This is a genomic window from Bradyrhizobium cedriense (assembly GCF_054602315.1).
Genome location: NZ_JBTSWB010000006.1, coordinates 67,139 through 81,280 on the forward strand (window position 1 = coordinate 67,139; position 14,142 = coordinate 81,280).

Consider the following 14,142-nt stretch of genomic DNA (forward strand, 5'->3'; position numbering starts at 1 on the left):
CGCTCGCGTCTTAGGACGAGACTGCCGGACCGGACGCTGCCGGTAGCCAGAGCCGATCGCCGAAGAAGCGTTCGCGCAACAGCATCACCAGGGTCGCGCGCTTGTGGGGAAAGTCGAAATTCTTGATCTTGGCAAATCCCGAGCGCTCGAGGTTGTGAAGCTGCTGGGAATGCGCTGCCGCCGGCTCCCCGACGATCCGCTGCGTACGGCAATCATCGAGAAACATGTAGTGCATCAGCGAGGGCAGCCAGGCGCTGATGTAACGGCGGCCGCGAAAGGCGTCCTCGCCGACGACCACGTGCCATCCGCGGTCGTAGTCTCCGGCATCGTAGAATGGCGCGATGCGATTCTCCTTGGCCCAATAGATCTCGAAATAGCCGAACGGCTCATCGCCGAAGCAGCCTATCAGCGGCAGCATATGAGGATCAGCAAGGATGCCGGCCAGATATCGTCGATGCTTGTCGAGATCGCCCGCCTCGTTCCAGAACGCATCGACGCGGGGGTCATTCATCCAGCGATGTAGCAAGTGCAGATCATTCTCGAGGTCGGCGACGCGAAACGAGATGACCTCCGACAGCCAGGGAATGTATCGGCCATACACTTTTCCCGTCGGCTTTGTGGCGCGTCGCGGGTGCCGCCGACCATTCGTCATGACATGGAGTTGCGGCCATGGCGGCCGTCCGGGGTTCACCAGCCAGTTGTCCCGTCGCTGCATGACCAGTTCGGGAAGCAGCACCAACTGTTTCTCGGACATGATGGCCAAGCCGCTATCCATCAGCTCCCGTGCAAGCGAAGCTTCATCGACGAAATCCAGAACAAGTCGATCAGCATTCGGCCGCCAGGCGAACAGCGCTTCGGCCGACGCCGACAACGCCCTGGCCGCAAGCTGATCGTCTTCTGGCGTATTCAGGACCTCGAGGTGATCGACTTGCTCCCGAAGACGAAGTTCCAACGCCGTCCTATCGTCGGCGACGACGCGAAGGCGATCGCCCTCCTGGAAAACGGTCAGAGCGGAATAGGGGCCGACCGGAAACGTACGAGGTCCGGTCCCGGAATCCGAAGCCTTGTTCATCCGGCCCTCGCATCTCGATCATCGCTGACAGGTGGTGTAAATCACTCGCCTACAGGCTGACAAGAAATGCGCGCACACGCAGATTAGATTCTCTACAAATCTGACAACCTGTCGCAAGGAGGATCGCTCGTTGTCGTTCGCATGCCACAAAAGGCACCGGAGGATCGCTGCAATACGTCTAAAGCGGCGCGTCGGTTGGAACCGTCGAAGCACTCGCGACGTTATCGGCCCTCGTCTCGCTGGCGACGATCTTGCCTTCACGCAGCCGCACCAGATGATCCGCAACTCCGAAGTATCGATCGTCGTGTGAGATCACGATGATGGTTTTTCCGAGACGCTTCAGATCTGGCAGCAGCTCTGTGTAGAAGATATGCCGGAACGCCGGATCCTGATCCGCGGCCCATTCGTCGAACACGAGGACAGGTCTTTCCTCGAGCCAGGCATTCATCAGGGCCAGTCGCTTGCGCTGTCCGGTCGACAGATCCGTCGTCGTAAAGACGCCGTTCTCGACCGAGACCTTGTGCGCGACCTCCAATCGCTGGAGATAGCGCTCCGCGGCATCCGGAACCACGCCTTCTCCCCGGATGAGATCCTCGAACAGATAGTAATCGGAAAAAATGGTTGTGAAGAGCTGGCGGTAATCGTCCCGCGTCTCCGGCAGGACGGGGGAGCCATCGCGAAACACCGTGCCGCCGTGCGGCGCATACAGACCGAGCAACAGCTTGATCAGGGTTGTCTTTCCGCTTCCATTCTGCCCCACTATGAAAACGATCTCGCCTTGCCGGACAAGCAGATCAACCGGCCCAAGGACAAAGCGGTCGCTGCCCGGCACAGCGCGAAAGGCATAGGTTACGCCGCGGAGCTCGATCGATTCGATGATTGTAGGCTTGCCTGGCCCGCTGGGATCGGTGGCCAGCAGGTCGTGCTCGGGGGTCGAGAACTGCTCCGAGAGTTCCGCAATGCGGCGCATCGCGACCTGGGCACGACCAAGTGCCGGTAGGATACCGATGACCTGATCAATGGGTCCCCGCATATAGAGCAGCACCAACACGAACCCGCTGGACACCGCGGCTGGGCTGTCGGGCCATAGGAACGGACGCAGGGTCAGCGCCACGCCGATCACGACAAAAAACAGCATCGTGCCAAACGCCCGTGCCGTCACGAACAGATTGATCGACTTGATCTGCACCGAGCTGATCCGGTCGACGGTCCGCTGGAGTTGCTCGACATAGAGGCGCCGACGACGGACGCGATTCAGACGCAACTCCTTGGCGCCTTCGGCGATCGCGCGATATTGCTTGTGCAACTGATCCTCGGACTCGCGCGCCACGTTGAAGCCGTGAACGCCTCGCGTCCTTGCGTAGCCATGTGCCAGCGACCCAAGGATGATGACGGCCCCCGTGATCAGGAACAGCGGCCACGACAACACCGCCAAGTAAACCATGCAGCCGAGCGCGATCACGAGCGACACGAAAAAGGACGAAAAGAAGAACGCGAAATCACTGATCGTATCGACGTCCTGCGTGAGGACCGGAATCAGACGATGCGTCCGGTAGATTTCCAGCTGATCGATCGGCGCAGCCAGTATCCTGGCGGCCAACGACTTGCGAAGCTCGGCGATGATCCGCTGTCCGACATAATTGGCGCTGATATCGGCGCCGATGGAACCGAACAGGATCAGGAGGCACAGACCGGCGAATGCAAGAACCAACGTAAGGACGTCCGCCTGCGTGGCATAGAGCCCGTGATTGACGACCGCGAGCAAGACCGCGACGCTGGCGCCGCCTATCAGCCCCAGACCGATGCCGCCGAGCACGAGCGGCCAAAAGGGCCGCAAGAGATGCAGGATCTGCGCCGTCAGGCCGCTGCGTGAGTTCATGATGAGAGCCGCGCTGGAGGAGACCTGAAGCGAACGTATACGGTCCGTCGCGATCAGAACAAGCCGTGCCGATGCGATGCGAATACACGATGGCAGCACCGCTCTTCCAGCGCTTATTTCTTCTACTTTTTCGATGGATTCTAATTTGGGATCGCCAGTGCCTTTAATATGATGCGGGTAGTACCGCTTTTGCATCGCAGCCGGCGGGCGAGCAGGATTTTGGACGCCGTGCCAGGCCGCGACATCCGCACATCAGACGCTTGCAAGCCAGCATCGGACAGGCCCGATGGAGAATGACTTTGGACCCGCTGATCTCCGAAACCCGCATCGCACTTCCCGATGCCGCCGGCCTCGCTGCGCGGATGATCGATCATCTGGCCGAACACGACATCACGTTCGAGGACCGGGACGGCCTCATGGTGGCGAAACTGCCGTTCGGCACCAGCTCCCTCGTCGTCGAGGCCGAATCGCTCAATATCCGCGTCGAGGCCAACGACAAGGGCAATCTGGAAATGCTGCGCTCGGTCGTCGCCTCGCATGTGATCGAGTTCGCGGGCGATATTGCCCCGACTATCGTTTGGTCCGGTCATGAGTCCAACGGCGGCACGCTCGCCAACTTCCGCGAGGTGCGGCTGAAGGACGCGATCACCCTGACACCGCACATGCGCCGGCTGACCTTCACGGGCGACGACATCGCACGTTTCGCGAACGACGACGAACTGCACGTGCGGCTGTATTTCCCACCCGATGGCCTCGCCAAGCCCGAATGGCCGTGGCCAGCCCCGGACGGACGCATCCTGTGGCCAGAGCCCGACCGCAGGCCCGTCACCCGCTATTACACGATCCGCCGCATCAACTTGCAGACCCGCGAGATCGATATCGACTTCGTGGTCCATGACCACGCCGGACCGGGCTCGGCATTCGCCGTCAATGCGAAGGCCGGCGCCATCTGCGGCATAGCCGGTCCGCTCGGCCGCGGCATTCGTCCGGCGCGCTGGTCGCTTCTGGCGGGGGACGAAACCGCCCTGCCCGCCATCGCGCGAATTCTTGAGACGCTCCCGGCGACGGCAACGGGTGAGGCCTTCATCGAGGTTGCCGATCGAAGCGAGGAAGTTCCGCTGGTCGCGCCGAGCGGCGTAGCGATCAACTGGCTGCATCGCGCAGGCCGACCGGCCGGGACGACGCAGCTGCTGATCGACGCCGTCAAGGCTGTGCGATGGCCGGACCATGGAGAGGTCTTCGCTTGGGTCGCGTGCGAGGCGCAGGCGCTGAAGGCGTTACGAGATCATTTGCGCGGCGAGCGAGAACTCGCGCGCGACCGGCATCTGGCCGTCGCATATTGGAGCCTGCGCCAGCCATGACGGTCCAACAGGCGCAGACGGACGGAAGGGCGCTCGGCTCACCGACCAACATCGCGCAGGCCTCAAGCGATGTGGCCGCCCCCTTGTTCGAGCTGGACCAGGTCGGCTTCGCGGTCGCCGGGCGCGCCTTGCTCGAACCGCTCACCTTGTCCTTTCCCGCGCGCAACGTCGTCGGGCTGATCGGGCATAACGGCTCCGGAAAATCGACCCTGCTAAAATTGTTGGCACGCCAGCAGCCAAGCTCGTCGGGAACGATTCGTTTCGAGGGCCGCGCGCTGCGCGCGTGGAACGATCGGGACTATGCCCGCAAGGTCGCCTACCTGCCGCAGCAGACGCCGCCCGCCGCCGGCATGCTGGTCAGGGAACTGGTCGCACTAGGCCGTTATCCCTGGCATGGCGCGCTCGGCCGGTTCGGCGATATCGACCGCGAGAAGGTCGCGAACGCCATGGCGTTGACCCATATCGAGCCGTTCGCGGACCGACTGGTCGATACCTTGTCCGGCGGCGAACGCCAGCGGGTCTGGATCGCCATGCTGGTCGCGCAGGATGCCGAGTGCCTGCTGCTCGACGAGCCAACCTCGGCGCTGGACATCGCCCATCAGATCGAGGTGCTGTCGCTGGTCAAGCAGCTCGCCCGCGAACGCAATCTCGGTGTGGTCGTCGTACTCCACGACGTCAACATGGCCGCCCGCTTCTGCGACGAGATCATCGCGCTCCATTCGGGGAAGCTGATTGCCCGCGGCACGCCGGACAAGATCATGACGCCCGCCGAGCTCGAAACCATCTACGGCATCCCGATGGGCGTGATGCCGTCACCGGAGCACGGCCATCTCATCAGCTTCGCGCGGTGATTGCCGTCAGCCGCGCTGCGGCCGCAGCAGCCAGATGAGATAGGGCCCGGCAAGCATCATTGCGAAAATGCCGGCGGGCATCTGGAACGGAAATATCACCATGCGTCCGGCCCAGTCCGCCGTGACCATCAGGATCGCCCCGATCAACGCCGCCAGCGCCGCCTGATGCAGCGCGCGCTGCGCGCCCATCATCCGAGCCATGTGCGGCGCAATGAAGCCAACCAGACTCAGAAGGCCCACCATCAGCGTCGCCGTTGCCGTCAGCAACGCCGTCAGCATCATGATGATGATGCGGCTCCTCGCCAGCGCGATGCCGATCGAACGCGAGGTCGCCGGTCCGAGCGGCAGGATGTCAAGCCAGCGCGACAGCGTTGGCACCATGATCAGCAGAACGAGCGCCGCGACGGCGAGGATGGTCGCCTCGGCCGGACCGATCTGGTAGAGCGATCCCGTGAGCAGCGACAAGAGCGTGGCGATGCGCGGATCACCGGTCGCCAGCGCCATGGCGATGATCGCGCCGAATGCCGCGCTCATGGCGACACCGGCCAGCAGCACGCGCTCCGGACTGAACTCGGACCGCCGGCTGAAGAGCAGCACCAGCGCCAGCACGATGAAGGCCCCGATCCCTGCAGCCCCTATCTGCGCCAGCCGCGTGTGCGCGGGAAAGAGATAGAGCAGAACGATCACACCCATAGCGGCGCCATAGCTGATACCCATGACTTCCGGTGCCGCCATCGGGTTTCCGGTCATTCGCTGCAGCAGCGTACCGGCGACCGCCAGCGTCGCGCCTGCTGCCAGCGCCGACACCACGCGCGGCCAGCGCCACGGCCAGAATTCCTGCATGCCGGACAAACCACTCCATCGCCAGCCGTCGGAGCCGACCCCGAGCGCAAGTGCGATCCAGACAGCGAGCAGCAGCAAGGCAAGAGCGAACAGGATCACGCGCCAGGGGTGATCAAGGCGCGGCGGAGCGGATGGCGTGAGGTTACCCACCGGCATGGCCGCCCGCAGCCGTGGCAGCAGCAAGAGCAGCATCGGCGCGCCGATCAGAGCCGTCACCGCGCCGGCCGGCATTTCGCGATAGCCGGGCGGGATCAAGAGCACGAGCTGATCCGTCAACCACAGCAGCAGGGCGCCGCAAAGAGGCGCCCAGATCAACCGGTCGCGGAAGCGGCGCGCACCTGAGAGCATGACGATGGCCGGCGCGGACAGGCCGACAAATCCCATGACGCCGACCACGCTGACGACGGAAGCGCTAAGCGCGATCGCAATGATGAGCGCGCAGACCCGTGCTCTCGTCAATCCGAGGCCCAGATTGCGCGCGGTCTCGTCGTCGAAGCCGAGCAGGGTCAGCGGACGAACCATTGCCGCGATCAGGACGATCGAAATCAGGAGCCGCGGCGCCAGGAACGCGACGTTGCTCCAGTCTTGCTGATTGAGGAAGCCGGCGCCCCAGATGAACAGCCCGATCAGATATTCGTGGTTGAGCAACACCAGCGCCTGGGTGGTCACTGCGCAATAGTAGCTGACGATCAGCCCGGCCAGCACGAGGATGACGGGCGACAGCGCACGCCTCCAGGTCAGCCCGAATACGCACAGGAACGCAGCAACCCCTCCAAGCAGGGCAATCCACTCGCGGCCAAGGACAAGCAGCGACGGCGCCCACAGCGTCGTCACGGCCAGCGCGAGATACGCGCCGTTCAGGACACCGAGAGTGCTCGGCTCCGCAAGCGGATTGCGCAGCACCTGCTGACAGACGGTGCCGGCGAGCCCAAGGGCCGCGCCGGCCAGCAGTGCCACCGCGATGCGCGGAAACACGGTGTAGTGCACCAGCATCTGCTGGGGATCGGTGATCTCGGGCCGCCACATCGCGGGCAACCACGCGCTGGCGGGCAGATATCCGGACAGATTCCGCCAGGTGAGCGCAGCCGCGGCCGCCACCAATAGCCCGATCAGCATCGCCGGATGCATGTCGAAGCCGGACCGGACCGGCAGTGCATCAACCTTGCTCATGGCTTTCCTGCGGCAGACGTTCAGCGAGAAGACGGGCGAAACGCGCGGCGGCCGGCACGCCGCCATAGAAGAACTGATTGTCCAGGACCGTCAGCCGATGCGAGCGAAGGGAAGGCAGGGTTCGGAGCACCGGGCTTGCCTTCAGCAAGGCCTCGACGTCGGCGACCCGCGAGGACATCAGGACCAACCGCGCGTCGGGAACCGCGGCAAGCACTTCGAGCCCTACGCTGGTGTATCCCCATGGACCGCTCTGTCCCGTCCAGGCATTCTTCAATCCGAACTGATCGAGCACCTCCTGATAGAGGCTGTTCGGACCGAACACGAGCGCGCGGTTGCGCGCGATCTCGCTGACGAGATAGAGCGGCTTGACGCCGCGATCGCGGAGCCGCTCACGGTAGCCGGCCATGGCGACATCGAAATGCGCGAAATAGGCTTCGCAGGCCCCCTGTACCCCGAGACGCTTCGCAAGCTCCATAGTCGAACGGCGTGCCGTGTCGAGGGGATGCCCGCCGGGTCTGAAGATCGTGAACATTTCGACCGGCGCGATCAGCTTGAGCCGGGGTATGGCGGCCGCGATGCTGGGATCGACGATGATGATATCAGGCGCGAAACTCTGCAGCAGCTCGAGATTTGGCTCCGAACGCAGGCCGATCTCCTGAACGCCGGGCGGGACAGCCGGCTCGACGACGAGCCGGCCATAGCGCTCGATCTCGGGGATCACCAGCGGCACGACACCGAGCGCCAGTATCGTCTGAGCACAGGCCCAGCCGAGCGCAGCAATTCGGGGGCCGGATCGCGACTCACCGGTCTGGGCAAATGCCATCGGTCCTGCATCGGCAAGCGCGGCAGCACCGATCGCTGCACCCGCGCCGAGAAGCGCGCGGCGGGACAGCCGGTGGTCTGGGACAAAAGTGCTCATGGAATACAGTTCAGGAGCCCCTTGCAGGGAGGCCGCGGGACAATGACAGTCATGACATATCCTCGTTCACGCCGCATTTCCATATCAAGCCGCCTCTTCGCCAGCGGCACGAAAAGCGCTCGCCAGCGCCTGCCCGATCGCCGCCCTCGCGTGCAAGGCATCGGCTACGACATTCCCCATGCGCAGGAATTCATGAATCATGCCCGGATAGACGCGCAGGTCGACGGGAACGCTGGCAGCCGCCAATCGCGCCGCATAGTCGCGCCCCTCATCCAACAAGGGATCGAACTCGGCGAGCACGATGAATGCGGGAGTTAGGCCCGACAAATCCCTCGCGGCAAGTGGTGCGAAGCGCCAATCGTCGCGATCGGAATCGTCGCGGAGATATTGCCGGAAGAACCAATCGACGGTGCTGCGCTCCAGGAGATGGCCGGAACCATATCGCTCATAGGACGCAGAGGTCTGCCACGAGCTGAGGCCGGGATAGGCGAGGACCTGAAGCACTGGCCGCGGTAGGCCCTTGTTTATCTTCGCCTCGATCGCGAGCGCGGCGGCAAGCGTCCCGCCGGCGCTGTCCCCGCCGACCGCCACGCGTCGCGCATCGAGTCCGATCGCGTGGCCCTCGGTGCCAATCCAGCTCAGCGCATCGACCGCATCCTCGAAGGCAGTTGGGAATTTGTGCTCAGGCGCGAGCCTGTAGCCGACCGAGAGCACGGCCGTGCCACTGTCCTCGGCGAGACCGCGACACAATGGTTGATGCGAATCGAGGCTGCCGACGACGAAGCCGCCGCCATGCATATAGAGCAACACCGGCATCGGATTGCGATCACTCGGCGCCTCGCGTGCGTAGAGCCGTGCCTCGATCATCGCACCGTCCCGCATCGGCAGCCATAGCCTGCGCTCGTAGCCGAGTGCGGGCGGATCGACATCGAGCAGCGGCGAAGACGCATCGAAATCGGCCCGCGCCAGCGCGGCGTTCAATTGCGGAAACGGAATGCGAGCGCCGCTTGCGGTGCCGGCCTGCACCATCTCGAGCAATGCAGCGATATCTGGATCAAGGCTCAAGGGCTCACTCCGCCGGTTCCGGAATCGTATCCTGCGCGATCGTCGACGCGGTCGCCGGCGCGAGCAGGCTGCAGATCTCATTGAGCAGACCGGCATGCTTCAGGATCGTGAAATGGTCGTCGCCTGCGACGCCACGATCGATAGCCTTCGGCAGCTGCGATTCCAGCCGATCGCGCTGCGTCAGACGGGCCGACGTCCACCAGCAGAGCGGCGTGGCTTCGAGGCCTCGTGGCAGCGTGGCCTTCTGCGCCAGCCTGCTGAGATGTCGCCCAACCGCGAAGGCGGCAGACACATCGTCCGGCCCCAGCAACGCCTCATCTGCCCTCACGCTCATGCCCTGCCCCATGACAGAAGCGACCACATCACGGATGCTCTCCGACATCTCCGGCAGGCCAGCGCGTTTCGCTGCCTCGACAGGCGCGTTGATGCGAGAGGCCGCCGCGTTCGGAAGAACGGCCGACAGCAATCCGGCGAGGTCGTCGGCCCAGTGGGCCATTATCTCCTGTCGGCTCGATTCATCTCGTTGATGCGGCACGAAGCTATCGACCAAGGCAAGAGTATCGACGCGCTCGCCGCCGCGTTCGAACTCGGCCGCGACGAGACTTGCCAACAGCCCTCCCAGGGACCAGCCGACCAGGCTATAGGGGCCGCGCGGCTGCATCCGCCTGATCTCGGCTGCATAGTCCACGGCCATCGATTCGAGCGAGCCGTCGCTCCACGACGGATCGACCAGCATTCTCGATTGCAGCCCGATCACCTGCCGTCGCCCTTCGAGCCGACGCGCCAGCGGCCCATAGTCGAACACCGTGCCGAAGCCGCCATGCACACAGAACACCGGATTGGCGTCGCGAACTGCGGCATTCAGAGGCAGCAGCGCCGATGGTGCAACCGACTCGGCGGCGCCGCTGTCCGCGAGCAGCGCACGGATCGTCGGCTTCTGAAGCAGATCGCGCAGCTTGATCTCGATTCCGAACACCTTGTCCTGGCGGAGCCGCGCCACGACCTTGAGGCACAGAATCGAGTTGCCGCCGAGCTCGAAGAAATTGTCGGTGGCACCGACCTGCGGCACATTCAGAATCTCGGACCACAGGCGCGCCATCGCAATCTCTGCCGGGCCTTGCGGGGCGACGAAGCTGCGCATCGATGCGTCGGGAGCCGGCAGTGCACGCCGGTCGATCTTGCCGCTCGACAATGTCGGCAATCGCTCCAGCACCATGATCCGCGCCGGCACCATATAGGTCGGCAAAACCTGCCTCAAGAAACCGGTCACGCGCTCGACCAGCGCCTCCGTCGCATCAGGCGCGGCGTTGCTCGCCGTCTTCGGCGCGACATAGGCGATGAGCTGATTTCCGGCATCGCTTGATACTGCCACCACCGCCGCCTGCGCGATCGACCCGTGACGGAGCAGCGCGGTCTGAATCTCTCCGAGCTCGATGCGGAAGCCGTTGACCTTGACCTGGTCGTCACTGCGGCCAAGATACTCGATCGTGCCGTCTTCACGCCATCGCGCCAGATCGCCGGTGCGGTACAGCCGGGCGCCCGGCTCCGCCGAAAAGGGATCGGGAACGAAACGCTCGGCGGTCATGCCCGCTTTGCCGTAGTACCCGCGCGCCAGCCCAAAGCCGCCGAGATAGAGTTCGCCGGCGACGCCGGCGGGAATGATGTCGAGCGCGCCATCGAGAATGTAGGCGCGGCGGTCACCCACCGGAACGCCGATCGGCGCATAGGGCGTGTCGCATTCGCCCGCCCCGTCGACCTTCCAGACCAGCGGCGTGACCACCGCTTCGGTCGGGCCGTAGCCATTGATCAGGATGCGCGGCTTGAGGATGCGCTTGACCTTGTCGAATCCCGCCTTCGGCATCGCCTCGCCGCCAAACGAATAAAGCTTGACCGGCGGCGGGTTGCCGCTCTGCTCGACGCATTCCGCGACCTGCTGGAGATAGGCCGGCGGCAATCCCATATGGCTCACGCGATGGGCGTACAGGTTTTCAACCGTCTGCTCCGGCGTCCACAGTTCGGCGTCACGCATCAGCAGCCGCGCGCCGTGCGATAGAACCGTCAACCAGCGCTCATGGGCGCCATCGAAGGCCAGCGACAGGAAATGCAACTCGCACGAGCTTTCGTCGATCTCGTAGAGCTTGCCCGTGACGCGACAGTGCATCGCCAGCGGCCCATGGGCGACGGCGACGCCCTTGGGCGTTCCCGTCGAGCCCGAGGTGTAGATGAGATAGGCAAGGTTCTCAGGATGCAGTTCAGGTTGCGGCGAATGGTCGGGGCCGGAGTCGAAGTCGAACGTGGACAGCGCGATCCTTTCGACACCGCGCGGGCTGCCCTCGATCTCGAGCCGTCCCGTCAACAGGTACGCGATCGCAGCATCGCGCATGACGAAAGCATGCCGCTCGGATGGCAACTCGGGATCGAGGGGGACGTAAGCCCCGCCTGCCTTGAGCACGGCCAGCAGTGCGATCATCGTGATGTCGGTCCGTTCGACCACCACGCCGACCCGCTGCTCGGGTTTGAGTCCGCGGGCGATCAGGTGATGCGCCAGTCGGTTGGCCTTCCGATCGAGCTCTCCGAACGAGAGCACTGTGCTTCCAATGGTCAGCGCCGTCCGCTCCGGATGACGCTGCGCGTGGCCGCTGATCACCTCGTGCACCAGGGGCAGCGGGACGCTCGACGTCGCGTGACGATTGCAACGATCCGCAAGAGCGGCGTCGAGCTCCGTGACGGGGTCGATCCTGCCGAGCAGAGCCGTGGCGTCCCGCGTCAACCCAGCCAGCAGATGTTCGAACTGCGTCTTGATCTGAGCCGCCTGTACCGCCGTGAAATGGCTCGGCATATAGGTGTATTCGACCTGAAGGGTGTCTTCGACCAGCACCGACAGATCCATCGGATAGTTCGTCACATCGACATTATTCAGGCCGCTGAATTGCAAAGCGCCGTCGCCGCGATGCATGCTGCGTTCGATCGGATAATTTTCGAACACGATGATGCTGTCGAACATCGTCTGACCGGCACGGCCCGCCCAGCCCTGGATGTCGTAGAGGGGCGTGTGCTCGTACTCCCGGATCGCCGAATTGCGGTCCTGCAGCGCGCGCAGCCAGTCGCCGATGGAGCTGGCTGGCGGAAGCGTTTCGATCGCGGGCAGCGTGTTGATGAAGAGCCCGAGCATCTGCTGTGATCCGTCGAGGCTGGCCGGACGGCCGGCCACCGTCACGCCGAACGTCACGGTGCTCTGGCCGGTGTAGCGCTGTAGCAGCAAGGCCCACACACCCTGAACGATCGTGTTCAACGTGACCCGCTCGCGGCGCGCGAACGCCTTCAGCTCTGCGGTCGCCGTCTCTCCGAGACGCGTGTAGCAGCGATCGTGGCCGGACACCTGATGGCGGCGCGCACCGAACGCGTCGGCCAGCTGCGTCGGCTGGTCGAAGCTCCTGAGCTGCTCGCGCCAGAAACTTTCCGCAGCTTTGGCGTCCTGCGCCAGCAGCCAGGCGATGTAGTCGCGGTAGCGCGTGGCATTCGCAGCAGGCCTGCCGCCATAATAGCACTCCAGGACTTCTCCGACGAACCTGGCCGAACTCCAGCCATCCATCAGGATGTGATGATACGTCCAGATCAGCCGATACCGATCGTCTTGGAGCCGCAGCAGGCGCACCCGCTGGAGTGGCGGCGTCTGGAGATCGAACTCGGCGGCGCGCTCGTCGGCAAGGGCAGCCGCGATCCGTTCCTCGCCGATCGCCTGCCCGCGCCAATCGTCCTGCTCGAAGGGCACGACGGCATCGCGGTAGACGACCTGTAGCGGAGAGCCGGAGAGCTCGCGCCACAAAAAGCCGGTCCGGAGCATCTGATGACGCGCACTTACCTCGCGCCACGCTTTGCCGAGACGTTCCGGATCGAGGCCCCGGATCTCGACGCTGACCTGGTTGACATAGACTCCGCTGCCCGCATCACGCAGACTGTGAAACAGCATGCCCTGCTGCATCGGCGACAACGGATAGACGTCCTCGATGCGATCCAAGTCCAGGCCGAGCGGCTCGAGCTGCAAGTCGGAGAGTCCCGATAGTGAGCCGCGTCGTAGTGCCGGATCATCCTCGCCGGGGCCGACGTCGCGGGACGACGCTGCCAACGCCTCAATCGTCTGATGCCGGAACACGTCGCGTGGTTCGATGTGCACGCCATCGCGCCGCGCGCGGCTCACCATCTGCAACGAGATGATGGAATCCCCGCCGAGCTCGAAGAAATTGTCGGTGACGCCGATCTTGGGCTGGCGCAGCAGGTCGGCCCAGATCGCAGCCAGCGCAGCTTCGGCCGGCGTGCGCGGTGCGACATGCGCGGTGGAGGCCGCAAGCTGATCCGGAGCCGGCAGCGCCTTGCGGTCGATCTTGCCGTTCGGCGTCAGCGGCAATCGCTCCAGCACCACGATCCGCGCCGGCACCATGTAGTCCGGCAGGACGGAGGACAACGCCGTCTTGAGCGCCGCACCATCCAGGGCTTCGCCACTGACATAGCCGACCAGCTGGCGGCCAGCGCCGGCCTCGCGCGCCACCACCACGGCCACGCGGACGCCCTGCTGCGCCTGTAGCCTCGCCTCGATCTCGCCGAGCTCGATGCGGAAGCCGCGGATCTTGACCTGGTGGTCGGCACGGCCGACATAGTCGAGCGCGCCGTCGGACCGCCACCGCGCCACGTCGCCGGTCCGGTACAGCCGCGCGCCGGGTGGACCGAACGGATCGGGGATGAAGCGCTCCGCCGTCAGCGCGCCGCGCCGCCAATAGCCGCGGGCCAGCCCGCTACCGCCGATATAGAGCTCGCCGGCAACGCCGACCGGCGCCAGGTTGAGATCAGCATCGAGAATGTTCAGCGTGGTGTTGCCGATCGGACCCCCGAGCAGCGGACGATCGTCAGTCGCATCGAGCCGATGGCGGGCCGACCACACCGTGGTCTCGGTCGGGCCGTACAGGTTCCAGACCTCGCCGGCCTGC

At 64.5% G+C, this 14,142-nt stretch carries 8 protein-coding genes; 2 read left to right on the top strand and 6 right to left on the bottom strand.

The features are described from left to right. Positions 1 to 10: 10 nt before the first annotated feature. Positions 11 to 1,072 (bottom strand): GNAT family N-acetyltransferase, encoded by a 1,062-nt coding sequence (locus ACYCVF_RS25595; RefSeq protein WP_459600940.1) that lies wholly within the window; start codon positions 1,070 to 1,072, stop codon positions 11 to 13. A gap of 178 nt (positions 1,073 to 1,250) precedes the next feature. Continuing rightward, positions 1,251 to 3,146: a cyclic peptide export ABC transporter gene (locus ACYCVF_RS25600; protein WP_459600942.1), complete on the bottom strand. Its 1,896-nt coding sequence runs from the start codon at positions 3,144 to 3,146 to the stop codon at positions 1,251 to 1,253. A gap of 98 nt (positions 3,147 to 3,244) precedes the next feature. Between ACYCVF_RS25600 and ACYCVF_RS25605 the strand changes: the two genes are divergently transcribed. Beyond that, entirely contained in the window at positions 3,245 to 4,312 is a 1,068-nt protein-coding gene (locus tag ACYCVF_RS25605; RefSeq protein ID WP_459600944.1) for a DUF2218 domain-containing protein, read from the top strand. Beyond that, positions 4,309 to 5,163: an ATP-binding cassette domain-containing protein gene (locus ACYCVF_RS25610; protein WP_459600946.1), complete on the top strand. Its 855-nt coding sequence runs from the start codon at positions 4,309 to 4,311 to the stop codon at positions 5,161 to 5,163. Before ACYCVF_RS25605 ends, ACYCVF_RS25610 begins: the two co-directional genes overlap by 4 nt. Before the next feature lie 6 nt (positions 5,164 to 5,169). Here the strand turns inward: ACYCVF_RS25610 and fhuB are convergent, their stop codons facing one another. The 4 genes from fhuB to ACYCVF_RS25630 all read right to left on the bottom strand — a co-directional run. Beyond that, the gene (gene fhuB / locus ACYCVF_RS25615; RefSeq protein WP_459600948.1) at positions 5,170 to 7,176 is read right to left on the bottom strand and encodes a Fe(3+)-hydroxamate ABC transporter permease FhuB; all 2,007 of its coding nucleotides are present in this window, start codon (positions 7,174 to 7,176) and stop codon (positions 5,170 to 5,172) included. Next, the gene (locus ACYCVF_RS25620) at positions 7,163 to 8,095 is read right to left on the bottom strand and encodes an ABC transporter substrate-binding protein (RefSeq protein ID WP_459600950.1); all 933 of its coding nucleotides are present in this window, start codon (positions 8,093 to 8,095) and stop codon (positions 7,163 to 7,165) included. Before ACYCVF_RS25620 ends, fhuB begins: the two co-directional genes overlap by 14 nt. Before the next feature lie 84 nt (positions 8,096 to 8,179). Then, a complete protein-coding gene (locus ACYCVF_RS25625; protein ID WP_459600952.1) occupies positions 8,180 to 9,160 on the bottom strand; it encodes an alpha/beta hydrolase in 981 nt (326 codons plus the stop codon). Positions 9,161 to 9,164: 4 nt separating this feature from the next. Further along, positions 9,165 to 14,142, bottom strand: a 4,978-nt coding sequence (locus ACYCVF_RS25630) for an amino acid adenylation domain-containing protein (protein WP_459612939.1), incomplete at its 5' end; no start/stop codon positions are given.

What these genes read in the sequence shown, in the direction of transcription:
- ACYCVF_RS25595 (WP_459600940.1), bottom strand. Translation starts at nt 1,072, where the DNA reads ATGAACAAGGCTTCGGATTCCGGGACCGGACCTCGTACGTTTCCGGTC.
- ACYCVF_RS25600 (WP_459600942.1), bottom strand. Translation starts at nt 3,146, where the DNA reads ATGCAAAAGCGGTACTACCCGCATCATATTAAAGGCACTGGCGATCCC.
- ACYCVF_RS25605 (WP_459600944.1), top strand. Translation starts at nt 3,245, where the DNA reads ATGACTTTGGACCCGCTGATCTCCGAAACCCGCATCGCACTTCCCGAT.
- ACYCVF_RS25610 (WP_459600946.1), top strand. Translation starts at nt 4,309, where the DNA reads ATGACGGTCCAACAGGCGCAGACGGACGGAAGGGCGCTCGGCTCACCG.
- fhuB (WP_459600948.1), bottom strand. Translation starts at nt 7,176, where the DNA reads ATGAGCAAGGTTGATGCACTGCCGGTCCGGTCCGGCTTCGACATGCAT.
- ACYCVF_RS25620 (WP_459600950.1), bottom strand. Translation starts at nt 8,095, where the DNA reads ATGAGCACTTTTGTCCCAGACCACCGGCTGTCCCGCCGCGCGCTTCTC.